This is a genomic window from Gordonia liuliyuniae (assembly GCF_021738805.1).
Classification (GTDB): Bacteria; Actinomycetota; Actinomycetes; order Mycobacteriales; family Mycobacteriaceae; genus Gordonia; species Gordonia liuliyuniae.
On sequence record NZ_JAKKOR010000001.1, the window covers coordinates 165,821 to 191,820 of the forward strand.

The 26,000-nt window shown below is 68.1% G+C and carries 26 protein-coding genes (1 of these 26 cut by a window edge); 22 read left to right on the plus strand and 4 right to left on the minus strand.

Annotated features, from left to right (window positions below):
* The 7 genes from L5G33_RS00645 to L5G33_RS00675 form a co-directional block, all read left to right on the plus strand.
* A protein-coding gene (locus L5G33_RS00645) for a non-ribosomal peptide synthetase (protein ID WP_236996210.1) crosses the window boundary here: on the plus strand, positions 1-5,063 show its 3' portion. 760 nt of this gene lie to the left of the window's left edge; 5,063 of the gene's 5,823 nt are visible here — the last part of the coding sequence; its start codon lies beyond the left edge, outside the window; the stop codon is at positions 5,061-5,063.
* A 109-nt stretch (positions 5,064-5,172) separates the two neighbouring features.
* A complete protein-coding gene (locus L5G33_RS00650; RefSeq protein ID WP_236996211.1) occupies positions 5,173-5,394 on the plus strand; it encodes an MbtH family protein in 222 nt (73 codons plus the stop codon).
* 265 nt (positions 5,395-5,659) lie between these two features.
* Positions 5,660-6,013 carry a hypothetical protein gene (locus tag L5G33_RS00655; RefSeq protein WP_236996212.1) on the plus strand — a complete coding sequence of 118 codons (354 nt, stop codon included), beginning with the start codon at positions 5,660-5,662 and terminating at the stop codon, positions 6,011-6,013.
* Between the two features lie 126 nt (positions 6,014-6,139).
* Positions 6,140-7,378, plus strand: coding sequence for a sensor histidine kinase (locus tag L5G33_RS00660; protein WP_236996213.1), 1,239 nt, complete (start codon positions 6,140-6,142; stop codon positions 7,376-7,378).
* Complete coding sequence (locus L5G33_RS00665) at positions 7,375-8,436, plus strand: hypothetical protein (RefSeq protein ID WP_236996214.1); 1,062 nt, start codon at positions 7,375-7,377, stop codon at positions 8,434-8,436. Before L5G33_RS00660 ends, L5G33_RS00665 begins: the two co-directional genes overlap by 4 nt.
* Positions 8,433-9,617, plus strand: a complete 1,185-nt coding sequence (locus L5G33_RS00670; protein WP_236996215.1) for a sensor histidine kinase — start codon at positions 8,433-8,435, stop codon at positions 9,615-9,617. Before L5G33_RS00665 ends, L5G33_RS00670 begins: the two co-directional genes overlap by 4 nt.
* Positions 9,614-10,765, plus strand: coding sequence for a DUF8320 family protein (locus L5G33_RS00675; protein ID WP_236996216.1), 1,152 nt, complete (start codon positions 9,614-9,616; stop codon positions 10,763-10,765). Before L5G33_RS00670 ends, L5G33_RS00675 begins: the two co-directional genes overlap by 4 nt.
* A 30-nt stretch (positions 10,766-10,795) precedes the next feature.
* On the opposite strand, the gene L5G33_RS00680 is transcribed toward L5G33_RS00675, so the two are convergent.
* A complete protein-coding gene (locus L5G33_RS00680; RefSeq protein WP_236996217.1) occupies positions 10,796-11,293 on the minus strand; it encodes an MTB12 C-terminal domain-containing protein in 498 nt (165 codons plus the stop codon).
* A 124-nt stretch (positions 11,294-11,417) separates the two neighbouring features.
* Between L5G33_RS00680 and L5G33_RS00685 the strand changes: the two genes are divergently transcribed.
* Positions 11,418-11,804, plus strand: a complete 387-nt coding sequence (locus L5G33_RS00685; RefSeq protein ID WP_236996218.1) for an ArsR/SmtB family transcription factor — start codon at positions 11,418-11,420, stop codon at positions 11,802-11,804.
* Positions 11,797-12,297 (plus strand): SRPBCC family protein, encoded by a 501-nt coding sequence (locus tag L5G33_RS00690; RefSeq protein WP_236996219.1) that lies wholly within the window; start codon positions 11,797-11,799, stop codon positions 12,295-12,297. The genes L5G33_RS00685 and L5G33_RS00690 overlap by 8 nt, the downstream gene beginning before the upstream one ends.
* A 44-nt stretch (positions 12,298-12,341) precedes the next feature.
* Here L5G33_RS00690 and L5G33_RS00695 read toward each other — a convergent pair whose 3' ends face one another.
* Positions 12,342-13,091, minus strand: coding sequence for an acetoacetate decarboxylase family protein (locus L5G33_RS00695; protein ID WP_236996220.1), 750 nt, complete (start codon positions 13,089-13,091; stop codon positions 12,342-12,344).
* Positions 13,092-13,293: 202 nt separating this feature from the next.
* Here L5G33_RS00695 and L5G33_RS00700 point away from each other — a divergent pair, with 202 nt between their 5' ends.
* The 11 genes from L5G33_RS00700 (at position 13,294) to L5G33_RS00750 (ending at position 20,713) form a co-directional block, all read left to right on the plus strand.
* Positions 13,294-13,959, plus strand: coding sequence for a response regulator (locus L5G33_RS00700; protein ID WP_236996221.1), 666 nt, complete (start codon positions 13,294-13,296; stop codon positions 13,957-13,959).
* Positions 13,960-14,110: 151 nt separating this feature from the next.
* On the plus strand, positions 14,111-14,524 hold the full coding sequence (locus L5G33_RS00705) for a response regulator transcription factor (protein ID WP_236996222.1): 414 nt from the start codon (positions 14,111-14,113) through the stop codon (positions 14,522-14,524).
* Between the two features lie 148 nt (positions 14,525-14,672).
* Complete coding sequence (locus L5G33_RS00710) at positions 14,673-15,776, plus strand: sensor histidine kinase (RefSeq protein WP_236996223.1); 1,104 nt, start codon at positions 14,673-14,675, stop codon at positions 15,774-15,776.
* Positions 15,761-16,831: a DUF8320 family protein gene (locus L5G33_RS00715; RefSeq protein WP_236996224.1), complete on the plus strand. Its 1,071-nt coding sequence runs from the start codon at positions 15,761-15,763 to the stop codon at positions 16,829-16,831. Before L5G33_RS00710 ends, L5G33_RS00715 begins: the two co-directional genes overlap by 16 nt.
* A 301-nt stretch (positions 16,832-17,132) precedes the next feature.
* Positions 17,133-17,501: a 50S ribosomal protein L14 gene (rplN, locus tag L5G33_RS00720; RefSeq protein ID WP_236996225.1), complete on the plus strand. Its 369-nt coding sequence runs from the start codon at positions 17,133-17,135 to the stop codon at positions 17,499-17,501.
* Between the two features lie 3 nt (positions 17,502-17,504).
* On the plus strand, positions 17,505-17,822 hold the full coding sequence (gene rplX / locus L5G33_RS00725) for a 50S ribosomal protein L24 (protein ID WP_236996226.1): 318 nt from the start codon (positions 17,505-17,507) through the stop codon (positions 17,820-17,822).
* 2 nt (positions 17,823-17,824) lie between these two features.
* A complete protein-coding gene (gene rplE / locus L5G33_RS00730; RefSeq protein WP_236996227.1) occupies positions 17,825-18,403 on the plus strand; it encodes a 50S ribosomal protein L5 in 579 nt (192 codons plus the stop codon).
* A gap of 1 nt (position 18,404) precedes the next feature.
* Positions 18,405-18,590, plus strand: a complete 186-nt coding sequence (locus L5G33_RS00735) for a type Z 30S ribosomal protein S14 (protein WP_183370365.1) — start codon at positions 18,405-18,407, stop codon at positions 18,588-18,590.
* 178 nt (positions 18,591-18,768) lie between these two features.
* Positions 18,769-19,218, plus strand: coding sequence for a MarR family winged helix-turn-helix transcriptional regulator (locus tag L5G33_RS00740; RefSeq protein ID WP_236996228.1), 450 nt, complete (start codon positions 18,769-18,771; stop codon positions 19,216-19,218).
* A 9-nt stretch (positions 19,219-19,227) separates the two neighbouring features.
* Complete coding sequence (locus L5G33_RS00745; RefSeq protein WP_236996229.1) at positions 19,228-19,650, plus strand: organic hydroperoxide resistance protein; 423 nt, start codon at positions 19,228-19,230, stop codon at positions 19,648-19,650.
* Between the two features lie 67 nt (positions 19,651-19,717).
* Entirely contained in the window at positions 19,718-20,713 is a 996-nt protein-coding gene (locus L5G33_RS00750; protein WP_236996230.1) for a zinc-binding dehydrogenase, read from the plus strand.
* Positions 20,714-20,738: 25 nt separating this feature from the next.
* On the opposite strand, the gene L5G33_RS00755 is transcribed toward L5G33_RS00750, so the two are convergent.
* Positions 20,739-21,968, minus strand: a complete 1,230-nt coding sequence (locus L5G33_RS00755) for a pyridoxal phosphate-dependent aminotransferase (RefSeq protein WP_236996231.1) — start codon at positions 21,966-21,968, stop codon at positions 20,739-20,741.
* Positions 21,969-22,046: 78 nt separating this feature from the next.
* On the opposite strand from L5G33_RS00755, the gene L5G33_RS00760 reads away from it, so the two are divergent.
* The gene (locus L5G33_RS00760) at positions 22,047-23,453 is read left to right on the plus strand and encodes an aminotransferase-like domain-containing protein (protein ID WP_236996232.1); all 1,407 of its coding nucleotides are present in this window, start codon (positions 22,047-22,049) and stop codon (positions 23,451-23,453) included.
* A gap of 10 nt (positions 23,454-23,463) precedes the next feature.
* Here L5G33_RS00760 and L5G33_RS00765 read toward each other — a convergent pair whose 3' ends face one another.
* Positions 23,464-24,843 (minus strand): AIM24 family protein, encoded by a 1,380-nt coding sequence (locus L5G33_RS00765; protein WP_236996233.1) that lies wholly within the window; start codon positions 24,841-24,843, stop codon positions 23,464-23,466.
* A gap of 151 nt (positions 24,844-24,994) precedes the next feature.
* Here L5G33_RS00765 and L5G33_RS00770 point away from each other — a divergent pair, with 151 nt between their 5' ends.
* Positions 24,995-25,672, plus strand: coding sequence for a trimeric intracellular cation channel family protein (locus tag L5G33_RS00770; RefSeq protein WP_236996234.1), 678 nt, complete (start codon positions 24,995-24,997; stop codon positions 25,670-25,672).
* The last annotated feature ends 328 nt before the right edge of the window (positions 25,673-26,000 follow it).

Consider the following 26,000-nt stretch of genomic DNA (forward strand, 5'->3'; position numbering starts at 1 on the left):
TCCCGCCGATGCTCGCCGCGTTCTGTGACGTCCTCGGCGACCGCGTCAGCACCCTCACGTCACTGCGCCGGATCACGTCCGGCGGCGAGGCGCTCGCCGCGGAACTCGTGTCTCGGGTACGTCGGTCGCTGCCCGCGGTGCGATTGGAGAATCAGTACGGGCCGACTGAGACGGCAGTCGACGTCACCTCCCACCACATCGTCGGCGATCGTCCGACGGTGCCGATCGGGAGCGCGCTGCCCGGAGTGACGACCTACGTACTCGACGACGCGCTCGGAGTGGTGCCCGTCGGGGTGCCGGGCGAACTGTATCTCGGTGGCCCCCAGGTGGCCCGCGGTTACGCGTCCCGCCCCGACCTCACCGCCGAACGTTTCGTCGCGGACCCGTTCGACGTGGCAGGCGGGCGACTGTATCGGACCGGCGACCGGGTCCGCTGGAACGCCCGCGGCGAGATCGAATACCTCGGCCGCGTCGACTTCCAGGTGAAATTGCGCGGCCAGCGCCTGGAGATCGGCGAGGTGGAGGCGGCCCTCGCGGCCGTGCCCGGCGTGGTCCACGCGGCGGCCGCCGTCGTAGAGGCTCCGGGCGGGCCGCAACTCGTCGGATACCTCGCCCCGGACACCGTCGACGAGGCCGACGTCGCCGCGACGCTCGCCGAGCGGCTGCCCGACTACATGCGACCGACCACGTGGGTCCGGCTCGCGACGATGCCGTTGGGCGCCTCCGGAAAGGTCGACCGTCGCTCACTACCGCGGCCGGAATTCGGGAGCACCGAATACGTGGCGCCCGTCGGCGACGCCGAGGCCCGGGTCGCATCGGTCTTCGGCGACCTCCTCGGCCAGGACCTGGTGAGCGTCGTCGAATCGTTCTTCGACCTCGGCGGCAACTCGCTCGCCGCCACCCGACTCGCCGCGAGGGCAGCCGAAGCCCTCGACACCGAGGTGAGTGTTCGCGACGTGTTCGATGCGCCGACCGTGCGGGAACTCGTCGCGGCGGTCGCCGGCCGCGCGCGTGCCGCCGCGCCGATCACCGCGGTGGTCCCGCGACCGGCCCACATCCCGCTGTCGTTCGCGCAACAGCGGATGTGGTTCATCAACCAGCTCGAACCCGACTCCGCCGCGTACAACATTCCGCTCGCGGTGTGGATCGACGGCGACCTCGACGACGACACGTTCCGTGCCGCGCTGACCGATGTCCTCGCCCGCCACGAGGTGCTGCGCACGATGTTCGCCACCGGCCCGACCGGGAACGGGCAGCAGGTGATCACGCCGATCAGTCGGCTGACCGACCTGCTCGACGTCGCGGTCGTCGACCGTCTCGACGATGTGCTCGCCGCGGTGCACGCCGGGTTCGACGTCCGAACCGCCCTTCCGATCCGAGCGCGTCTCATGCATCAAGGCGACCGGACGGCGCTCCTGCTGGTGCTGCACCACATCGCGGGCGACGGACAGTCGCTCGCGCCGCTGCTACGCGACGTGGTGACCGCCTACCGCGCCCGGGCCGCGGGCTCGCCGCCGGCGTGGGAGCCTCGACCGATCGAGTTCGCCGACTTCGCCCTCTGGCAGCACCGTGAACTCGGTTCCGTCGACGACACGGATTCGGTGGTCGGACGACAGCTCGACTACTGGGGCCCGCAGTTGACCGGACTGCCGGATGTCCTCGACCTGCCGACCGACCGGCCGCGCCCTGCGGTCGCGACGATGGCGGGCGCGAAAGCCGAGTTCACCGTTCCCGCAGACGTAGCGGCCCGAATCAAAACGTTCGCCGCGCGTGTCGATGCGACACCGTTCATGGTGGTGCACGCAGGTCTCGCCGCGGTGATCGCTCGCCTGGCGGCCGTCGACGACGTCGCCGTCGGAACACATGTCGGCGGCCGTGGGCAGGCCGTCCTCGACGATATGATCGGCATGTTCGTGAACACGCTCGTCTTGCGGACTCAGGTGCGGAGTTCGATGAGCTTCACCGAACTGGTGCGACAAGCACGAGGCGTGGGACTGGACGCGCTGGCAAACGCCGACGTCCCGTTCGAATACCTGGTCGAGCGCCTGGACCCGGCTCGGTCGCAGGCGTTCGCGCCGCTCATGCAGGTGCAGCTCTCGTTCGACCAGGACAGCGGGGCAGATGTCGAACGGACTCGCTCCCTCGACGTCGCCGGGCTGACGGTGACCCCGATCGACCCGGGCGCTCCCGTCGCACAGGTCGACCTGACCGTCGGTGTCTGGACCGCGGGCGACGGCGAGGACTGGGCCGGCTCGATCATTTACGCGACCGACCTGTTCGACGAGTCCACGGTCGTCGCGTTCGCCGACCGCCTGGTGCGAATGCTCGACGACCTGACGGCGACACCGGACCGAGCGGTCGGCGACGTCGACTTGCGGACCGACGATGAACGGCGCGAGACCGACCGACTGGCCGTCGGAGCCTCCCACGACGTGGCGCCGTCCGTCCTGCCGGACCTGCTGTACTCGCAGATCGAGGCGTCGCCCGCAGCGACCGCCATCGTGTACGAGGGGCGGAGCATCGACTATGCGGAGTTCGGTGCACGGGTGAGCGCGCTGGCCCGCGACCTGATCGACGCGGGAGTCGGACCCGATCGGGCGGTCGCCGTCTGCATGCCGCGCACGGTGGAGATGGTGCTGGCGATCCATGCGGTCGGTGCCGCAGGCGGCGCGTACGTACCGATCGACACCGACGCGCCGAGTGAGCGTGTCGACTACATGCTCGCCACGTCCGGTGCGGACACCGTGCTGGTGTCGGCGCACGCCGACGTCAGTCCCGCTATCGCCGAACTCGGCTCCACTGTGCGGATCGTGTCGGTCGACGCGCACAGCGCAGTCGATCGCGGCGACCCGCGGACGCTCCCGGTCACCGATGGCGACCGGATCTCGCCGCTGCGGACCGACAACGCCGCGTACACCCTTTTCACGTCCGGATCGACGGGCCGCCCCAAGGGCGTCACTCTGTCGCACCGGGCGGTCGTCAACCGGCTGTGGTGGGGACTCGACGAGATGCCTCTCGATCGCACCGACGCCGTGCTGCTTAAGACGCCGTACACGTTCGACTGCTCGGTCCCGGAGATCTTCGCGCCGCTCATGGTCGGCGCCCGCATGGTGGTCGCGAAGGCCGACGGGCATCTCGACCCAATGTACCTCTGCGACGTCATCACCGAGACCGGCGTGACGATGGTGCACTTCGTTCCGTCCATGCTCGCCGTGTTCCTCGACATCGCAGGCACCGAACGCGTTCGCGCGCTCACGAGCATCAAGTACGTATCGACGACGGGTGAGGCGTTGCCCCCGTCGGTCGCCGCGCAGACTCGGTCCGCGCTTGCTCACGCCGAGCTCTACAACCTGTACGGCCCGACCGAAGCCGCAGTGGAGATCACCTTCGCGAACGTGGTGTCGGCGCACGCCGACGACAGCACCGTCCCGATCGGCGTCCCGGTGTGGAACTCCACCGCGTACGTGCTCGACGACCGACTCCGACCCGTCCCGCTCGGCACACCCGGCGAGCTGTACGTCGGCGGCGTCCAAGTGGCGCGGGGATACGCGGACCGTTCCGAACTGACAGCTGAGCGTTTCGTCGCCGACCCGTTCGGGATGCCAGGCTCGCGCCTGTACCGGACCGGCGACCTCGTGCGACACGGTGCGGGTGGAGCCCTGGAGTACTTGGGTCGCACCGACTTCCAAGTGAAGCTCCGCGGCCAACGCATCGAACTCGGTGAGATCGAAGCGGTGCTCAACGGTATCGACTCGGTGATGCACGCGGCCGCGACGGTGGCGACGGCACCCGGTGGCGGCGACCATCTCGTCGCCTATCTCGCCGGTGTGCCGGGCCAGGACGTCGACCTCGACGACGTTCGCGCGCAGACCGCTCACTCGTTGCCGGAGTACATGCGCCCGACCGTCTGGACGGTGATCGACGAGATCGTGTTGAACACGGCGGGCAAGATCGACCGCAAGGCGCTGCCGCCACCCGACTTCGCCGCGGCGGACGAGGAGTATGTCGAACCCGACGGCGACGCGGAGACGATTCTCGCCGACATCTTCGCCGACGTGCTCGGCATCGAGAAGACGTCGGCCACGGCGAGCTTCTTCAGTTTGGGCGGCAACTCATTGTCTGCCACCAGGGTGCTTGCCGCCGTGCGCGAACGACTCGACCCAGACGCGCAGCTGGGCTGGCTGTTCGACGACCCGACCGTCCGCGGGCTCGCGGCGCGGATCGACGCGCAGCAGCGAGGTGTCGACGCCGGTGCGTCGGTGCTCCTCGGCCTGCGGACCGAAGGCCGCCGACCGCCGTTGTTCTGTGTCCATCCGGCAGGCGGCCTGGCGTGGTTCTACGGCGGGCTGGCGCCGCACCTCGCCGACCGCCCCATCTACGGGCTGCAGGATCCGGCGGTGGTCGCGGGCGAACCGGAACTGGCCTCGATCACCGACCTGGCGAAACGCTATGTCGACGAGATCCGGCGCGTGTCGCCGACCGGCCCCTACCACCTGCTGGGCTGGTCGCTCGGCGGCCTCGTCGCGCACGCGATGGCAGTCGAGCTCCAGGGCCGCGGCGAGACGGTCGACTTCCTCGCGGTGATGGATGCTGCGCCCGCGGGCGACGATGACCTGCCCGCCCATCACCACGCGGCCCAGGCGTCTGAGACGTCGGCGCAGGACGTCGTCGGCGACCTGCTGGGCGGTTGGCGCGAACTGTTCAACCTTCCGGAGGAGTCCTCGGCGGCGGGGGCAGACGACGTCGCGGACGTGGTGCGGACGTCGATCGTCCGCACCGGGCTGTTGACGGAGGACCAGGTGCAGCGGGTGATGGACAGTTTCGTGCGCTCAGATGCGATGACTCCGACGCACCGGGCCGACGTGTTCGACGGGCCATTGCACCTGTTCACTGCGGTACGTGACAAGCCGGAAGGGACGGACCTGGCCGCGCGGTGGCGGCCGTTCGTCTCCGGACGAGTCCTCGGCACCGACGTGGACACACACCATCTCGGGATGGCCGACGAGGACTCGTTGGCGGTGATCGGACCGGTGATCGAGGCTGCGTTGCACCGGCTGAGATGACGGCGCGTCCGCGTCGGCGAGCGAGCGCGACACCGCGGGTGCATGACGCGCCGCGGCGGTAACCTACTGGAGAATTGTGCACGAATGCGTGCATGGAGAAAGGACAGAAATGACCAACCCGTTCGATGATGAAGACGGCCGCTTCTACGTGCTCGTGAACGAGGAGAACCAGCATTCGCTGTGGCCGACGTTCGCCGATATACCGGCAGGCTGGACCAAGGTGTTCGGCGAGGATTCGCGCGCCGCCTGCTTGGAGTACGTCGAGAAGAACTGGACCGATCTGCGTCCGCAGAGTCTCATCGACGCGATGGAAGCCGACAAGTCCGAATAGTGCCTGCGAGCTCGGCGGACCGTTTTCACGTAACGATCCCATAACAGATTTGCATGTTCGAATGACAAAAATTTTGATAGTCCCAGGTCGCAGAATCTGGAACGCGTGCGATTCAGTTGATCGAATGAACAAGTTTGCTGGTCGTGTGCAGTGAAGTCTAGCGGGTGAGTCATCCCTAAGTTACGCTGACGTAGGGGCAAGACATACAGCGTCTTACCGGCAGTGACGGCGTTTTGGGGACACCGTGAGACGGAGGGATCGGGCGATGAGCACGACCAATCAAGGCATTCGCGATCGGTGGATCGCCGATCTCTGCATGCATGTGGCAGACCGGTCGGAGGCCGGCAGCTGGATGGTTGCGGTCCGACATAGCGGCGACGCCGTGACCTTCGGCGCTCTGGAAGCAGCGATCAACGACTACCGACGCATCGTCGGGACGCACGGGATGTCCCTCGAAAGCGCTCTCACCGGTGCGCTGCTTCATACCGCGCCGAGCCTCGTCGACCTCGAACCCGCAGAGCGCGCCCGCGTCGTCGACCAGATGATTCGCTGGCTCGGCCGCGATGTCGCCGCCGCACCTGCTGTGACTGCGGCGCCGACCCTGCGATCGGTCGGCTGACTCGCACACCCTGCACTGACTTCGCCTCGGTCCGCCGGTCTGATTCAGACCGGCGGACCGATTCGTTTCTGCGGCGCAGCCCCTCATGCGATTATGAGGTGCCGAATCGAGAGGAGCGCGCCGCGAGTGTTCACCGATCAGCCGAACATGCCTCTCGTACGTCGGCTCGCTACCGTCGTGAGCGGTGCCGAGACAGGCCGCTCGTCCCTGCAGACACTCCAGGCGGTCGGATCGGCGATCGTCGGCGCCGCATACTTCGTCTACCTGATCGCGGCCACCAGTTCGTTCGCCAGGTTCGGCGGTCTCGCCGCATCGTGGTGGCTCCCGCTGAGCATGGTCGTCGTGGTGGCGAGCGGACTCGGCCTGTTCTGGGTGGGAGTCAGCGGCCGACTTGACCGTCTCCTGCCCGTCGCCGCCGCCGCCGCGATCGCGTACCTGGTCCTCATGACGTTGTGGTTCGTCGCATGGAACGGGACGTCCACTCGGAGCGGCGACGCCGACCCGACGATTATCGTCTGGTTCACGATCATTCCCGCGCTGGCGTGTCTGGCGCTGGTCCTCGCCGAACGACCCTTCCTGGCGGTCGCCAACCTGATCGTCGCCGGCGCGCTGAGCGAAGCCGTCGCATCGGCGGGCGACTACGGTCTGGACACGGTCCTGCGGTCGGTGTGGTCGATCGCGTGGTGCGCGGTCTACCTGGCGATGGGCGCCACCAGCGTCGCCTTCGCCCGTCGACTCGATCAGACCCGGTCGGCGACCGTGGCGGCCGCTCGCGACCTCGCACGCGAGGACATCCGCGACATCGAGAGCCGTCGCGCCGACGCTCTCGTCCACGACCGGATCATCGCCTTCCTGCTCGCCCTCCCGCCGGGGCACCCGACGTCTGCGACGAGGTCCGCGGCAGCGGCGGTCCTCCATGAACTCGACCACTGGTGGGATGAGCCGATCGAGGCGGACGCTCCGGTCGACGCTCGAGAGTTCGTCCAACGACTTCGGACCACCGTGGCGCGGCTGGGCGCCGACGTCGCCGTCCGTGCGGATGTCGATGCGTCGGTGACAGCCCGCTATCACGACGACACGACCCCGGCGCTCCTGGACTCGGCGGCCGAAGCCGTCCGCAACTTCCACCGGCACGCGGGCTCGGAGGCATCGTGCGTGGTGCTCGCCGTGGTGCATGACGACGAGATCACTGTGACCGTCGCCGACGACGGCATCGGATATGACCCGGACGAGACTCCACCCGGCAGGCTCGGCGTCTCGTTCGGAATCACCGGTCGCATGGCTGCCGTCCCCGGAGGGTCGAGCAGCGTACTCAGCGCGCCCGGCCACGGCACCCGCGTGCGTCTGCGGTGGGAGCGGCCGTGAGCCCGTCGGCCGGTGAGCGGCTCGGGCGACCGCCCGCCGTGCGGATGCTCGTCCTGGGTGTCGTCGTGATCTACTTCGCCGCTCTTGGCGCATACACCGTGCACAGTGGGATCGAGGTCGGGTTCGACTCGGTGAGCTGGATCGGCATGAGTGCGGCGTTCGTGCTGTTCGTCGCCGCGGCGGTCCCGCTGAGCATCACGATATTCGCGGAGCTCACCGACGCCCAGGCGCGGGCGATCGCGCTCCTGACCGTCGGTGGCGTCGCCGCGACATGGGGATCGGCCGCGTATGCTCACGCACCCGGTCTCGCCGCCTACCAGCCGATGCTGGCCACGGCCACTGTGGTCGCGGTGATCCTCATGTTCCGAGGCCGCGTTGCTTTGGTGTGGGCGGCGATCTCCTCGAACATCACAATCGGGCTGATCCTCGGCCCGTTCACCGAGTCGGCACGGTGGTTCAACGCGGTCCTGCCGCGTGCGAGCCTGACGATCCTGTTCGTCGGGACCTGCGGCGCCGTTTTACTCGGCCCGCAGATGGCGGAGATGCGGGCCCTCGGGCGTCGGCAGCGGGCCGACGACAAGGACGTGCAGGACCGCCGCCACGACGCCGCCGACCGCGAGGACCGGATTCGGCGGATCGACGACCGCGTCCGACCGCTGTTGAGTCGTATCGCGGACGGGCACGAGGTGACCGACGACGACGTCATCGATGCGCGACTGATGGAAGCGAAGCTGCGCGACGGCATCCGCGGTCGTGCGTTGGACGTGCCACGGGTGCGTGCCTCGGTCTGGGATGCGCGACGTCGGGGTGTATCGGTGGCGGTCCTCGACGACGGTGGACTCGACGCCCTCGGCCCGGACCGTTCGGCCGCCGTGGTCGAGGCGGCGGCAGTGGTGCTCGAATCCGAGCTGGCGACGCTGACGAGCGGCGACGTCGTCGCCCGCATCGCGCCCGCGGGGCGGGATCCCGTCGCGACCGTCGTCGTCGTGTCCGGAGCGATCCGGCGACGGATCGAACTGGGGGCCGACGGCTTCGTCGTGCGGACGGTCGAAGCGTGAACGAGTCCCGGATGCGTCGTGCCGCGTCGCTCACGGTGGCCGTCTGCACGATCGTCGTCTCGTGCGTATCGGTGATCCCGATGCGCAAAGGCGCGCAACTGACAGCATCCTGGTGGACACCGGTGTCGGTGGCTGCTGTGGTCGTCGCCGCAGTGCTCCTGTTCGCCGGAGCCCTCTGGGGCGGGACCTCCTCCGGTCGTGCCGCGCAGCGGATCGGCGTCCTGCGGGCCACGATCGTGCTCCTCGCCGCCGTCGACGTCGTCATGCTCATCCTCTGGTTCCCCGCGTGGTCGGGGGCCGTGTCGGACGTCGGGGGATCACCGCCGATCTGGATGGCGAACAACGTGGCGCTTCCGGCGTTGGCGTTGGCCACCGTCTTTCCCGTCTGGTGGTCGCTCGCCTACGCGCTCGGCGGCCTCGCCCTCCTCGCCGCGGTCCAACAGCGGATCGGTTTCGGGGGACAGGGGTGGGACGCCTACCTCAATCAGGCGATGACGTTCGGCATGCTCGCGGTGTTCCTCACCATGCTCGGCACCGCGATGCACATGGCGCGCAACGTCGATCGCAGCCGGGGCGCAGTGCTCGCCGAGACTGTCGAGACCGCGACCGCGGCGGCTCGCGGAGCCGAACGTCGGCGAGTGGACGCCGTCGTCCGCGACCGCGTCATCGGAGTGCTGCGCGACATCACTCCTGGACGTCCCGACGACCGCCGTCGAGCCGAGGCGCAGATCGCCATGGACGAGCTCGACGGGATCGTCGCGGACGCCCCGGCGCGGCATCGGACCAGCGTCGCGGACGCCGTCGTCCGACTCCGCGAATCAGCGATCGCATTCGGCGACGACGTGCTCGTGGCGGTCGACGCCGCCGACGATGCCGTCGACCTTCCCGACGACGTCGTGGACATCCTGGGCGACGCGCTGAACGAAGCAGTGGGGAACGCCGTCGCCCACGCAGGTCCGAACGCCTCGACGGCGGTCGTCGGACACATCGCCGCCGAGGGCATTCGGGTGCGCATCGTCGACGACGGGTGCGGTTTCGACCTGGCCGCGATAGCCCCCGACCGGTCCGGGATCGCCGTCGGGATCACCGGCAGACTGGCCGGACTGTCCGGTGGCCGTTCGGACATCCGTACCTCGCCGAGCGACGGAACGATGGTCTCCCTCGAATGGGTGCGCTCATGACTGCCCGCCGCGTGACAGCGAAGATCGGGACGGGGCAGATCGGGACGGGGCAGATCGGGACGGGGCCGAGTGTGGCGGGGGAGACGGGGTCTGGGCAGATGACGACGGATGTGGGCATGCCGGTGATGCTCGGCCTGCGGACCCGGCGGCTGCACGTGGCGGTGACCGGACTGCTCGTGGTCTATGTCGCGGTGCGCGCCACCGCGTTCGGCGACGCGAGGACACCGGCGCAGTGGGTGCTGGAGGCGGTCGCCGTGCTCGGACTGTCGGTGGCCGCGCACCGCGTCCTCCTCGGCGACGAGGACCCGCTGCCGTCGCGCAGCACGCTCGCTGTCGCCGTCGTCGGAGTCGCGTCCGTCGCCGCGGCGTGGTGGGCCACCCCGCTCGCCGCGGGCGTCTGGGTGCAGGCGGGCGCTCCGCTCGTCGTGTTCGCCGTCGTCGCGGGACTGTTGACGTTGCGCGGGCGTGCCGCCGCCGCGTGGACGGTGTGCGGCGCGGCTCTGGCGATCGCCGTGATCTGGTCGATGCAGCGCGGTGGCACCGCGGTCGCAGGCGGCCAGCTCACCGTGCGCATGGTGATGGCGTTGCTGCCCGCCACGCTGATGGCGTCGCTGGTGCGGCCGATGCTCCGGTTGACCGGTGCGTTGGAGGAGCGCCGAGTCCAGGCGGCTCGGTCGGCTGCCGTGACCGTTGCGACGGCGGCCGAACGCGCTCAACGACTCCGGCGTTTCGATGACGAAGTCCGCCCCTACCTGCAGCGAGTGGCCGACGGTGCGGAGTTCGACGAGGCGGCTGCGATGCGCGCGAGCCTGGTGGAGCACAACCTGCGGGACGCGGTGCGCGGCCGCGGGTGGTGGTCGGCGCAGACGAAGACGTCGTTGGCGGCGGCGCGCGGTGCGGGCGTCGCGGTGCGGGTCCTCGATGACAGTCGGACGGAGTTGTCCGCCGACGACGCCACGGTGCTGCACACCGAACTCGCCGCGACATTGGCCGCGGCGAGTTCGGGAGTGGTGACCGCTCGGATCCTGCCGAGCGGCCGCGAGGACGTCGCGGTGATCACCGTGGTGACCGCGGACGGAATCATCCGTCGGGTCGCCGGGCGTCGCAGCGGCGTCCTCGTCTGGCGTTCTGGAGTGTCGGTCGACTGACCGGCGAGCGCTTCTGGCGGCCGAGTGCTTCTAGCGGCCGTGACCGGACATCTGCGAGGCGAGGTCCTGCACAGCAGTCGCCGACAGCTTCCATGTGCCGTCGACGTTCACGTACGCGAAGTCCATGTCGACCGGGGCGGGCGCGTGCGGCGACTTCACGGCAACGGCGGCTGTGGCCTTGTCGCCGTCGACCTTCACCGACTTCACGGTGTAGATGTCCGGCGTGTAACCGGCCTTCGACGAACCCTTGGCGTAGCCGACGAGAGCGGCCTTCACGCCGGGGTTCGTGATCTCGACGATCGCGTCCAAGTCCGCTTCGGGGGTCGCCGGGTCGACCGCGGTGCGCAGAATGGTCTGGGCCTGCGCGTTGTCGAGTTCAGCGGACTGCTCGGCCGACGTCGACGACGTCGCGGTCGAGTCTGCTGCGGTGTCGTCGTCTGACGAGCAACCAGTCAATGCGATGGCGGCGCCTGCGGCGAGAGCGACGACGCCGACGAGCGGGCGACGCCAAGCGGGAGAGACGGTCATGAGATTCCTTTCCTCGTGTGAGGTAAACCTAACATGACGGTCTTCTGGCGGAAGGTTCGCAGGTCGCTAACCATGCGAGTCCATTCGTCTTGAATACTTTCCCATATCGGAATATATTGTTGGCATGGCTCGAGCAGCGACGACGTCCGACGTTTTCAACGCGATCGCCGAAGTGCGGCGTCGGGACATTCTGATGCTGCTTCGGGGCGGGGAGTGTCCGGCGACCGCGGTCGCCGAGGAACTGGGGCTCACCCAACCCGGAGTGTCCAAGCATCTGCGGGTGCTCCGTGAAGTCGGCCTCGTTCGGGACCGTAGGGACGGCAAGCAGCGTCTCTACTCACTCGATGCGCACGGGCTGCGATCGGTCCACGAGTGGGCCGGTGGATTCGAGCAGTTCTGGAACCAGAGCTTCGACCGGCTGGACGACTACGTGCAAGAACTCAAAGAGGAAGCACGAACTCAAGAAGGCAGCAACAACCCCAACAAGAAGGCAGGACGAGTCGATGAGTGAGACAGACACGGGTGCGGCACTGTCCGCAGGCGGCCGCGAGATCGTGATCTCCCGGGTGATCGATGCACCGCGAGAGCTGGTGTTCGAAGCGTTCACGCAGGTGCGTCACCTATCGCGATGGTGGGGGCCGCACGGGTTCACGACCACTACGCGGGCATTCGAATTCCGCGCAGGCGGAGTGTGGGAGTTCGTGATGCACGGACCTGACGGGACCGACTACCCCGAATGGATCACGTGGACGGAGATCGTCTCGCCGGAGCGGATCGCCATACTGCACGGCGAATACAGCGACGACCCGAACACGTTCGAGTCGGTGTTGACCTTCGAACCGATCGGGCAGACGACTCGGGTCGAGATGCGGGCGGTGTTCGCCACCGAGGAGCTTCGCGACGAGGCGGTGCGCAAGCACGGTGCGATCGAGGGCGGCCGCCAGACGCTCGCCGGCCTCGCCGCCTACGTGGCCGACCTCGCCCGCGACGCCCAGGCGCGCTGACGGCCCGGCGCGCTGACGGCCCGGCGCGCCGTGGACTCCGGTGGTCAGCCGATGTCGACGGCGTCCTCGAACACCATCGACAGGTTCTCGACCGAACTCGTCATCAGGGCGTGCCGGGACAACTGGAGTCGACGCAGTTCGTCAGCCATCGGATGGTCACCGAGACGCAGCGTCGCTCCGCCGATTCGAGTGCGAGTGCCCGTCGTCGACGTCAACCGCCAGGGGGTGCGCCGGGTTACCGCGTCCAACTGCGCATACGACTGCAGCACCGCTTCGGACGTACTGTCCGGGACGCCGATCCCGCGTCGGACCGCCAGATCGACGATGAGCTTGCCCTCCTGACTCACCCGACCGGTCTTCGTCGCCGAATCGTGGTCGACGTCGAAGTCGGCGAGCACCTTGGGGAAACCCCAGATCCCGCGGCCGGCGGCCAGCGTGAACTCGCCGTCGACCGGGAGTTCGTGGATGAGTGCGTGTGCGTCGCCCTTCACCAACGAACCGAGCGCGCGCAGCGGCGACGGCGCGGCACGGTCGGGGTCCTGCACGAGGAAGCAGACCCCGAACTCGTTGTACGGGCCGAGATCGCCGTCGACGTAATCGACGAACACGAGCATGCACATCGCGCGGCCGGGACGGACCCGCAATGGCGCCAGTTCGACGTCGCCCCGCGAGGCGATGGCGGACCGGACTGCGGACTCGGACGCGGTGAACCCGGCGACGAAGCATCGGGCGGAACGGATATGGACGGGCATCGACACTCGCGTGCCGAGAACCTGGTGGCTCGAATCGGGCATGTCGTCGACGCTAGGCGAGCCCGGCGGGCTTCGTGGCCGATTCGACGGACCGATCGGGACAGCGTAGAGCAGGAGAACGAGGGCAGTACGAAAGCCCGTCGGGGACTCGAGAAGGCAGGAATTGTCCGAGGTATCTACTACGTTAGGTAGAGGATTCCGATGAAGTGGTCGGAGCAGGGGCGAACAGCAGAAGGACGTCGTGATGACGGAATCGCAAACGGCAGTACGGGTGGGGATGGTCGACGACCATCCGTCACCGGTGTGGGGGATCGACCGGATTCTGGAACCTCAAGCCGACCTTGATTTCGTCTGTGCGGCAGCCACCGTGACCGAACTCCTCACGACCGCCGCCGATCTCGATGTCGTCATCCTCGATCTCCGACTCAACGACGGAACCACTCCGCGCGAGAACGTGGAGCGGCTCACCCAGCGGGGGATAGGCACCGTCGTCTACACCTCCGGCGAGCATCCGGACCTGTTGCGGTCCGCGGCGCGCGCGGGCACTCTCGGCGTCGTGCTGAAATCCGCCTCGGAGGACGAGATCCTGGACGCGGTCCGTGCCGCGGCGGCGGGCGAAGGCGTCATCACGACCGAGTGGGCCGCGGCCGTGGACGGCGACCCCAATCTCGACGCTGTCGACCTGAGTCCGCAACTGCAACGGGTGCTCACTCTCTATGCGTCCGGGGGCACGTCGACGAGCGTGGGTAGGGAGCTCGGCGTCGCTCCCGACACCGTGAACGAATACCTCAAACGCATCCGGCAGAAGTACGCCGACGCCGGGCGGCCGACCCACACCAAACTCGACCTGTTCAAGCGCGCAGTCGAAGACGGGTGGTTGCCGATGCCGCACCGCGCGCGGGGTGAGTGACCCCAGTCCCGGTGTTCAGATAACCGGTGTCACCAGCTCTGGGTCTACCGCGGGCTGTCGTGTGTTCGTACGGTTGTATTTGAGCCTGACGTGATGGATGCCGCACGTAGGTGTTTCACCCCATTGGTCGGTTTCTCACAGGAGGACTCCCATGACCGCTGCTCCTATGGCCGCTGCTCCTATGGCCGCTGCCCCCATGACCGCTGCCCCCAAGCCCCTTACTCAGGTCGAGCCGATGATCGCACCGAATCAGACGCCGGTCGTCTCCCTCAGCAGCCCCGCACAGCACAGACCCGCGGGCGTGCCCCCGTTCTTCGCCACGGGCGACCCCACGCTGGTTCGGCCCGCGTTGTCCTCGCGCGAAGTCGAGGTTCTGCTCGCGTGGCTGGCCTCCGAGTCGAAAGAGGATGCGGCGGCACGTCTGTTCATCTCGGCGTCGACGGTCAGTACCCACATCTCGCGGATCCGCGCGAAGTACGGCGCCGTCAGACGGTCCGCGCCGACCAAAGCGCACCTGCTGGCACGTGCCCTGCAAGACGGATACACCACGCTCGACGTCTGGTGACCAAACCGGCGACCACCAGCTGAGGCGCCGCGTGACAACTGTCTCTGCACTCAGACGATTGGCCTCGAAGCCGTCCCCGGACGGTGTCGAGGCCAGTCGCCGTCGTGGGCGCCAGCCATCGGTCGAACACGACCGCATCGTCATCGTCATGTCGACGATCATCGCCGTCGGATACGTCGTCTACCTGATCGTGACGCTGCCCGCGATGCTCGTCGAGGCCAACGGAGTGGTCGCGGGCTGGTATCCGTTCGTCGGCACGATCCTCGCGTTCGGTCCCGGCCTGGCATTGCTCGCGGTCCGGTGGGCGCGGGCCCCGCAACATCGCGCGCTCGTCACCGCGATAGCTTGTCCGGTCGGCGCCGTGGTCGCCGCCGGGGTGTGGGGGCTGGCCGGCGTCGGCGAGTCGGCGGAGCCCGCCGTGTGGATGCTCGACTTCGTCGGGCTGGCCGCCGTCGCGGTGGCCATCGTCCGACCAGTACGCGAAGCGCTCCTCGTGCTCATCGTGTGCAAGAGCACCGCGGCGTACACCGCGCTCGCCCACAGCCCCGGCGTCGACGTCGGGGCGATGGCCCGCGAAGCGGTCTTCGGGATGCTGTTCACCTCGGCGTTCGTCTACGTGACGTCGATGGTTGTGCGTGCTGGCGCATCGTTGGACGCGTCCCGGTCCGAAGCCGCCGACCTGGTGGCGGCGAGCGTGCGTAACGACGAGCTCACCCGGTTCGACGGTTTGATCCACGACCACGTCATCTCCACCCTCGTCGCCGTCGGCGCTGATCGGCGAGACCCGAGAGTCGTCGACCTCGCGTCGTCTGCGTTGGCGCGACTGGACGCACTCGCCGGCCACGACGGCGACGACGAACAGGTGTCCGGCACCGAGCTCGTCGCCCGGATCCGCACCGCGATCGACTCGACCGTCGAGACCGTGGTCCACGTCGACACGTCGACGGCATCGTCGTTCGATTCGTCGACGGTCCGCGCGCTGTCGGAGGCGGTCGGCGAGGCGGTCCGGAACTCCCGAACACATGCGGGCGCCGACGCCGACGTCTTGGTCGCCATCGACGTCGCAGACGGTCGAGTGTCGGTGGTGGTCGCCGACGACGGGATCGGATTCGATCCCACCGGGGTCGCCACCGACCGACTCGGCCTGCGATCGAGCGTGCGGTACCGGATGGACTCGGTGGGCGGCTGGTCTCGGGTGCGCAGCGCACCCGGGCGGGGGACGACTGTCGAGGTCGGATGGGCGCGACCGTGACCGGGCCGGACATTCAGGTGCCAGACATCTGGTGGCGGGGTCGTCCGCGCGACGACGCGTCGGCGATCGTCGGGTTGCAGACGCCGCAGGTGATGATCGGGGCGGTCATCGTCTGGGCAGGGTTCGTCGTCCTCGGTCTCAGCGGGGGAGGGCTCCAGTGGCCCGCCCTGTACGCGGTGTCGTTTATCGGCACGGGGGCGGCGTGGGCAATCGCGCTGCGCGCTCGCGGCACTCCGATGGCTCGGTCGTCGGCGGCCGCTGTCGTGGTCCTCGAGACCGCAGCCGTCGTCGGGGTGATTGCGGCCGTCGAACCTCTGGTGCGCGGACCGCTCATGCCGTGCGCGGGCGCCACCGCGATCGTCGGCGCCCTGCTGTGTCTGCGGGGGAGGGTCGACGTCGCGTGGATATCGTTCGTGGTCTCGACCGCGGCCATCGGGGTGGCGGGGATGGTCCGCGCCGACTCCGGTGAATATCTGGTGATTATGACCCCGGGCAACCTCGGGGTCCTCGTCCTGATGACGGTGTTCGCGACGGTGATCGGCCCGCGCGCCGAGCAGATCTTCGCGCTGCGTCGACAGGCTCGCCGGGAGAGTGCGGCGTTCGCCGTTCGCGCCGTCCGCGACCAGCAGTTGGCGCGTCTGGACGAGCGTGTGCGGCCGCTGCTGCAGTCGATCGCGGCGGGGGAGGTCCTCGACGACGAGCAACTGGCGCACTGCCGGCTCGTCGAAGCCCAGCTACGGGATCGGATCCGCGCACCAGGACTCGATGTTCCCGCGCTGGCAGACGCCGCATGGGCGGCGCGCAAGCGTGGGGTCCGCGTCCTCCTCCTCGACGACCACACCGACCCCACCGTCGCGGACGAGCCCGCGCTCGCCGTCGTGGGCGACGATCGTGCCCGACTCGTCGAGAGGGTGTGGACCGCGGGGACGGCCGCGCTCGATCAGGCGGAGCCAGGCGCAGATGTCACCGTCCGGCTGCTGCCCGCCGGACGTGCGGTCGCGGCGACGATCTCCGTCGCCGCCGACGGCACGGTCAGCTTGCAGGAGTTCGCGTGAACCCCCATCGGACTCGACTCGCTCGGGGCGGCTCGTGATGACGGTGGGCTTGATTGACGGCGGCCTTGATTGAGGGTGGCCGTGATTGACGGTGGCTAGGAATTTGTCCCTGACCGGCCGTTTCGCCTACACTAGAGCGGTTGCCTGCGGTGCGTGCACCGCGAGCCGGCATGCGAACCCACTGGCATGGAGCCGTTCACGCGGCGAAATGCCAGGCAGGCGCATGTTTCGGTGGCGGCAGACCATGTGCGTCGGGTCGGAAATCCGGCGGACATAGAAATCCAGGTCAAGGAGACAAGCAGTGATTCAGCAGGAATCCCGCGTGCGCGTCGCCGACAACACCGGTGCCAAGGAAGTCCTTTGCATCCGTGTCCTCGGTGGTTCGGCGCGTCGTTATGCAGGCGTTGGCGACGTCATCGTCGCCACCGTCAAGGACGCCATCCCCGGCGGAAACGTGAAAAAGGGTGAGATCGTCAAGGCCGTCATCGTTCGCACCACCAAGGAGCGTCGACGCCCTGACGGTTCGTACATCAAGTTCGACGAGAACGCCGCAGTGCTTCTCAAGAACGAGAGCGACCCGCGGGGCACCCGCATCTTCGGCCCGGTCGGCCGTGAACTTCGCGACAAGCGCTTCATGAAGATCGTGTCGCTCGCACCGGAGGTGATCTGATTCATGAAGATCCACAAGGGTGACACTGTCATCGTCATCGCAGGCAAGGACAAGGGCGCCAAGGGCAAGGTCATCGAGTCCTACCCGAAGCGTGAGCGCGTTCTCGTCGAAGGCGTCAACCGCATCAAGAAGCACGTCGCAGACTCCGCCAACGAGCGCGGCGCGAGCTCCGGCGGCATCGTGACCCAGGAAGCTCCGATCCACGTCTCGAACGTGATGATCGTCGACTCCGAGGGCAACCCGACCCGCGTCGGCTACCGCGTCGATGACGAGACCGGCAAGAACGTCCGTATCTCGCGCAAGACCGGGAAGGACATCTGAACATGACCGCAACCGAAAAGGTTCAGCCGCGGCTGAAGCAGCGTTACCGCGAGGAAATCAAGGAAACGCTCAACAACGAGTTCAACTACGCCAACGTGATGCAGATCCCGGGCGTCGTCAAGGTCGTCGTGAACATGGGTGTCGGTGACGCCGCGCGTGACGCGAAGCTGATCAACGGCGCCGTCGCCGATCTCGCTCTGATCACCGGCCAGCAGCCGGAGATCCGTCGCGCTCGCAAGTCGATCGCCCAGTTCAAGCTTCGTGAGGGCATGCCGATCGGCGCCCGCACCACGCTGCGCGGCGACCGCATGTGGGAGTTCCTCGATCGCCTCGTGTCGATCGCCCTCCCGCGTATCCGCGACTTCCGCGGCCTGAGCGACCGTCAGTTCGACGGCAACGGCAACTACACGTTCGGCCTGACCGAGCAGTCGATGTTCCACGAGATCAACATCGACAACATCGACCGGCCGCGCGGCATGGACATCACCGTCGTCACCTCGGCCACCACGGACGACGAAGGCCGTGCGCTGCTCCGCGCGCTGGGCTTCCCGTTCAAGGACAACAACGCTAAGGACAACTGACATGGCAAAGAAGGCGCTGGTCAACAAGGCCAACAAGAAGCCGAAGTTCGCCGTGCGTGCCTACACGCGCTGCAACAAGTGCGGTCGCCCGCACTCGGTCTACCGCAAGTTCGGTCTGTGCCGCGTGTGCCTGCGCGACATGGCTCACGCCGGCGAACTGCCGGGCGTGCAGAAGTCGAGCTGGTGACTTCTTCTCGGATCCTCTCTCTGCGCTGATCCGAGAACACCGCAATAACGCTGTCGGCCCCGTCTCCCTTGTCAGGAGGCGGGGCCGACGGCGTTTTCGTGCAACGCGGATGCGGCGTCCAGGGCCTAATCGCGACTATTTGGTTGCGCACAATCGAGTTACGTGCAACTATGAATGGGTGGATGCAGATCGGAAGCTGGAATCGCAGTTGTGCTTCGCCCTCTACTCGGCGTCGAAGGTGGCTTCGGGTGCTTACCGCGGAGAACTCGCGGCACTCGGACTCACCTACACCCAGTACGTGACGCTGCTCGCCCTGTGGGACGAGGATGCGGTCACTGTCCGTGATCTCGGCGACCGACTCCACCTCGACAGCGGCACGCTGTCGCCGCTGATCCGGCGTCTCGAAAAGAGCGGGTACGTCGAGCGACGCCGTGATCAGTCCGACGAACGCCTGGTCACCGTGCACGTGACCGAGGCGGGACACGCACTGCAGCCCGTGGTCGACGCCGCTCGCGAGCGGGTCTACGAGGGATTCAAGCTCTCCGTCGACGACGCAGTTTTGCTCCGCGACCTCGCGGTCCGCTTCTGTGAGGCCCACAGTGCACCCAACCCCTCCCAATCGAGTTAGGAACTAACGATGAATGCCGTCTATACCGCTGAAGCCATCGCGACCGGAGCAGGCCGCGACGGGCGCACCCGCACCGCCGACGCCCGCGTCGATCTGCAACTTGCCGTCCCGAAGGAGATGGGCGGCTCGGGCGAGGGTGCCAACCCGGAGCAGTTGTTCGCTGCTGGCTATGCGGCCTGTTTCCATTCGGCGCTGCAGATGGTCGCCCGGTCGCAGAAGGTGGATCTCGGTGACTCGAGCGTCGGAGCCCGGGTCGGCATCGGCCCCAACGGATCCGGTGGATTCGAGCTCACCGTCGCCCTCGAGGTGATCATTCCCGATCTCGACCACGACGCTGCGCAGGCCCTCGCGGACGCCGCGCATCAAGTGTGCCCGTACTCGAACGCGGTGCGAGGCAACGTCGACGTAGCCGTCTCCGTCTCTGACGACTGAACCGCAGACGCCACCGAATACGCTCGGCCACCGCTCACCGCTCGACCACTGACCTCAAGGAGAACTCATGCGCGCACTCGTACACGACGAATTCGGCGATCCCGCTACCGTCCTGTCCGTCCGCGACGTCCCGCTTCCCGAACCCCGCCCGGGCCAGGTGCGTGTCCGCACGCTGCTCGCGCCGATCCACAACCACGACCTCTGGACGGTCAAGGGCGACTACGGCTACAAGCCCAGCCTGCCGGCCGGATCCGGCTCGGAGGCGGTCGGCGTGATCGATGCCCTCGGCGACGGTGTCAGCGGTCTTGAAGTCGGGCAGCGCGTGGCCACCGGGTCCGCCTTCGGAACCTGGGCGGAGTACTTCGTCGCGAGTGCGAGCGGCCTGCTTCCGGTGTCCGACCTCGTTTCCGACGAAGCGGCCGCACAGCTGTTCGCGATGCCCTTCAGTGCGGTGACGCTGCTCGACTACCTCGACGTCGAGCCGGGCCAATGGGTTATCCAGAACACCGCGAACGGGATGGTCGGACGGCTGGTGGCACAGCTCGCGAAGGCTCGTGGAGTCAATGTCGTCGGCATCGTCCGTCGATCGGCGGCCGTCGACGAACTCGCCGCGGCCGGCGTCATCGATGTCGTGTCCACCGATACGGACGGCTGGCGAGAGAAGGCAGCGGCGTTCGCCGGCGAGGCGGGCTTCGCCGCGGCGATCGATTCGATCGGCGGTCCTGCGAGCACCGACCTCGCCGAATTGCTCGGCTTGCGCGGCACACTCGTCTCGTTCGGTGCGATGAGCGCACCCGGCGCGGGCCAGAAGGCGCTCCTGGAGATCCCGGTCAACGCGGCGATCTTCAAGGAACTCACGGTGAAGGGCTTCTGGGGCCGCACGGTCAGTCAAGAGATGTCGCTGACCAAGCGCGCGGCGCTGATGCGAGAGGTCATCGACTCCGTCACCACCGGACGCATCACGCTGCCGGTCGACGGCGTGTTCCCGCTCGCCGAGATCGCCTCTGCGGTCGACGCCAGCGGGACTCCGGGACGGTCGGGCAAGGTCCTGCTTCGGCCGTGATCGCATCCGCCGCAACGGTGACGGTTCACCGTCTGCGGCGTGCGAGGTAGTCGCCGATCGACGCGACCGCCCGCGTCAGGACGTGTTCGTCGGGGAGACAGACGATCCGGAAATGGTCGGGCTCGGGCCAGTTGAAGCCCGTCCCGTGTGTCACCAGGATGTGCTCGGTGTGCAGCAGGTCGAGCACGAAAGCCTCGTCGTCGGCCACACCGAACATCTCACGATCGATCCGAGGGAAGCAGTACAGTGCACCGCGCGGCGGGACGCAGGTGACGCCGGGGATCGCGTTGAGCGCATCGGCGGTCAGTGCGAGTCGACGCTCCAGGCTCCCGTCGGGATCGACGATGTCGGCGGGCAGCGGAGAACCGGGTGCGCCCGCGCCGAGTGCGACGGGAATCGCGTACTGGCCGGACACATTCGGGCAGACACGCATGTTGGACAGGAGGGTGACGCCTTCGAGCAGATCGGCCGCGCGATGCAGCGGTCCGGTCGCGACCACCCATCCCGCCCGGTAGCCGCACACCCGGTAGGCCTTCGACAAGCCGCCGAACGTCAGACACAGGACGTCGTCGCCCGCCGTGCGGGCGGCATGGTGGTGGCGGGCGTCGCCGAACACGAGCTCTTCGTAGATCTCGTCGCTGAGCAGGATCAGGTCGTGGCGGCGCGCGATGTCGGCGATCCCGCGGACCGTCTCCTCGCTGTAGACGGCGCCCGTCGGGTTGTTTGGGTTGATCATCACGAGAGCGCGAGTTCGCGGGGTCACCTTCGACTCGATGTCCTCGATGGACGGATTCCATCCGTTGGCCTCGTCGGCCAGATAATGCACCGGTACCCCGCCGGTGAGGTTCACCGCGCCGGTCCACGTCGGATAGTCGGGGGCGGGCACCAGGATCTCGTCGCCCGGGTTCACCAGCGCCTGGAGTGTGAGCGTGATGAGCTCGCTGACCCCGTTGCCGAGGAACACGTCGTCGGCAGACACGTCGTCGATGCCGCAGCGCCGATAGTGCTCGGCGACCGCCTCTCTCGCCTCGGGGATTCCGCGGGAGTCCGAGTACGCCTGCGCGGGAGCGAGGCCGGCGGCGACGGCGTCGACGATCTCGGGGCGGGCCTCGAGTCCGAACGGGTGCATGTTGCCCAAGTTGAGGCGCAGCACGTCGTGGCCCTCGGCCTCGAGGCGCATGGCCTCGGTGAGGATGGGGCCGCGGACGTCGTAGCGGACATTACGGAGGCGGTCGGACTGTCGGAACGATGTCATACGGCTATTCCACCCGCGAAGTGGCCATCATGGTAGATCCACTTCTGTCATTATCGCAGGACCACTATTCTGGGTTCCATGCCACGCAACCCCGGTCCTGGTTCTCTAGTCCTCGGCGATGTGGCGGGTGCCGCCGACCTGGTGAACGCAATCGTCGACCGGATCGCCGACGGCGCGCTCACGGACGGCGACGCCGTGCCGTCCACTCGCGTGCTGGCTCGGCAGACCGGACTCTCCCGAGGAACCGTGGTGCGGGCGTTCGACGAACTCGCCGCCGCGGGCTTCATCTCCTCGACGCACGGGTCGGGCACGCGTGTCAGCGGCGGGGCGACACAGGCGGCACGGGCCGGGGCGAGGACACGCGGGCGTGACGAGGCAGGTCCGGGGCTCACCGTCGAACCGAGACGCGGTCGGTCGCACCGCGACCTGAGGCCCGGAATCCCCGACGCCACGCTGGTCGACGCGCGGGCCTGGCGCAGCGCGGTCCGAACTGCTGCGGTCGGAGGACTGGCCGGATTGAATCCGTGGGAGGAACCGAGCCCGACACTCCGCGCGGCTCTGGCCGGGCATCTTCGGCGTCACCGAGGCATCGCCGATGCAGACCCGATGCTGTTCGACAGCTCGCGATCGGCCGTCGCGGCTCTGTGTGCGGCGTTCGCGGCGGACGGGCAGGCCCCGTTTCACATCGAGGACCCCGGCTATCGCGGAGCAATGCTCATGGCGCGCGAGCAAGGACTGTCCGTGCGAGTGCATCCCGCAGACCTCGACGGCCTCGACGCGGCCCTGCTCGGCGACGAGCCCTCGATCGTCTTCGTGACACCAGCGCACCACTATCCGCTCGGGTATCGGATGAGCGTGGACCGTCGTGTGGCGTTGGTCGAGTGGGCGCGCACGACCGGCTCACTCGTGATCGAGGACGACTACGACGGGGAGTTCCGCTACGGCGTCGCCCCGTTGCCCGCGCTCGCGACACTGCCCGGTGGGGCGGAGAGCGTGGCGTACGTCGGGACGTCGTCCAAATCCGTCGCGCCCGACCTCCGGGTCGCGTGGTGTCTGCCACCTGCGACGTTGCGCCGCGGTGTGCAGCGATGGCTGGCCGTGCACCGTCGCGGCCCGTCGTCGGTGCCCGCCGATGTGCTCGCGGAGTTCATCGGATCGGGAGCGATGGATCGCCATCTCGCGAGGGCGGCCCGCGTGTACAGCGACCGACGCTCACGGCTGGTGTCCGCGCTCTGCCGAGAGTGTCCCGACTTGGCGGTGACCGGTGTCGAAGCGGGGCTGCACCTGTGCGTGTTGCTGCCAGGGCGGGACGACGACGAGATCGTCCGCGCTCTGGAGGCAGCGGGGTGGCGGACCCGATCGTTGAGCAGTCAGGCGCACCGGTATGCGGTCTCAGGTCTCGTACTGAACTATGCGCGTCTGCGCGGACCGGACGCCGCAGAATTCGCGTCTGCTCTGCGCGAGGTACTCGCGCGAGCCGGGTAGCCCGATCGCCTCAGCGGCCGAGGAATCCTCCGAGCATGCCGCCGACACCTGCATCGTTTCCTCCGCCGGTTCCGCCGATGAACCCGCCGGGCGGCTGCTCGGACGGTTGGACGACGACGAAACCCTGTCCGCCGAAGGCCAGGGTAAACCGTTCCCCGGTGCTGCGACCCAACAGTGTGTTGAGACCGAAACTGTCATTGGTCTTCACCGTGGTCCGCAGGCTCGAGGACCAGGCGACGGCGGCCTGCGGATCGGCGAAAGTGTCGCCGGCGACGTTCAGTACGACGGGCGAACCGTTCGTCGTGATCGCGATGCGTCCACGGCCGGTGAACACGCAGTTGAACATGCCCGCATTGCTCATGGCGCCTGCGCCGTGCATGCGTTCGACGTTGTACTGCAGCGTCGGTTCGAAGGCCAGCACGTTGGCACCGTTGATGGTGAGCCCGTCCGACCCGTCCAGGTCGATGAGGTGGACGTCGGACGCATTGTCGGCGAGGAACAGATCGCCTCGACCGGACACCTTCATGAGCGGCACCCCCTCACCGGTCACCGCTTGACGCACCATCCGTCCCATGCCGCCCGCGCCGAGCGCTTCGAAACGGAGGTCGCCCTGGTAGGCGACCATCGAACCCTGGCGGGCCATGACCTCGCCACTGAGCCCGACCCGGCACATCTTGCTGCCCTGCTTGCCGATGCCCTGCGACTGCACTTCGGCGTGTGCGGGGGCGAACAGTTCGCTCTGCATGGACCCTCCTGGGGTGCGGCCCGCGACGCTGGCGGTCGCGGCGGGGTTGGGCACCGGCGTCGGTGACGGCGGCTGCTGGATCGAAGTCGGCGTGGGCGGCCACTGCTGTGGGTCGGCCATCGGTGGCCCGCTCGGCTGCGCGGGCTCGTCGTCGACGGAGATGCCGAACGCGGACGCGAGGCCGGCGAGCCCGGTGTCGTAGCCCTGTCCGACGGCACGGACCTTCCACGCGTCGCCGCGGCGATACACCTCGAGGCAGACGACGGCGGTCTCGCTCGTCAGGCCGGGAACAGTGAAGTCGGCGGTCGCGGTCCCGGCTGCATCGAAGACCGTCGCCTGCAGGACGCCCGCGGTCGCGAACGATGCGGGGCCGGTGCCGTCGAGGCTCGCGGTGATCGCGATGGTCACCACATCCTGGTCGACGGAGCCGGTGTCGATGGCGATCGTGTCGACCGCACCCTCGTCGCGGTACTGCACCCCGCGCGCCGACGGCTGGTTGTAGAAGACGAAGTCGGCGTCGGACCGGACGCGTCCGCTGTCGGTCAACAGGATCGCCGATGTGTTCGCCTGCGACGCGCAGCGGACCTGCACACCGATCGTCGACGACGGCAGTGGCTGGTTCTCGCCGGGTGACAGCTGCTTCACGGATCACAGTGTACTGAGATCCAGGCTCGAAGGCCCCCGGCTCGAAGCGGATGTACGAACGATGTTCCCTGTCTCGGATGCGGCCGCGCTACCGGCGGTGGCTACGCTCAATCCGAAGAGTCGGAGCGAACCGATGCGAGCGGAGGCGGATGTGAGTGTTGCGCAGTCGGTCGTGCTGGCGGCCGACATCGACGATGCGGCGTCACTCGTCCACGAGATCGGCGAGATGATCGGCACCATCGCGTTCGCCGCGTCCGGAGCACTGTTGGCCGTCCGCCGGAACCTCGACATCGTCGGCATCGTGTTCCTGGCTGTCAGCACCGCGCTCGGCGGTGGCATCATCCGCGACGTTCTGGTCGGCAACACGCCGCCGACCGCATTCACCGATCTTCAGTACCTTGCCGCGGCGGCGGTCACCGGGTTGATCATCTTCTTCTGGCATCCGCCCACGCGGTTGACGCGCTGGCCGCTCGACGTGACCGACGCGATAGGTCTCGGAATGTTCGTCCTCACCGGCACCGCGGTCGGTTACGCGTGGGGAGTGTCGCCGCCTGCCGCCGCGCTCCTCGGGCTCACCACCGGCGTCGGCGGCGGCATCATCCGCGACGTGCTGTCCGGCCAGGTGCCCGCGATCCTGCGCACGGACGAACCCCTGTATGCGATCCCCGCGTTCGTCGGCGCGGTGGTGACGTCCGCCCTGATGTACTTCGACTGGTATCGGCCGTGGATCGGACTGATCTGCGCGGCGCTGGTGATCTTCGCGCGACTCCTCTCCCTCAGGTACGGATGGCGGGGCCCGCGACCGTACTACGTGTCGCGCGGCGAATGAGGGTCAGGCCGAGCGGCCGTACGCGGCGACCTCGGGGCTCCTCGGACTCACCTTGATCAGCCGCCACAGGTCGGCGGCAATCAGGAACGGTCGGACGAATCCGCGCGAACTCGACGTCGGTGATCTTGCCGCGGCTGATGAGTCGGTATCAGGGGCGCCCTACACCGCTCAGGCCTTGCAACGGTCTATAGACAAGTGTTCGCGCTACGCGGTGTAGGTTCAGTCCCGTCCTGGGGGCGACACGGCGCAGTTGGCTACTTTCGGCGTTTCCAGAACTGTGAGGGATCGACCCTCGATCAATCGAGCGCGGGTCACCTAGTCGAGTGGA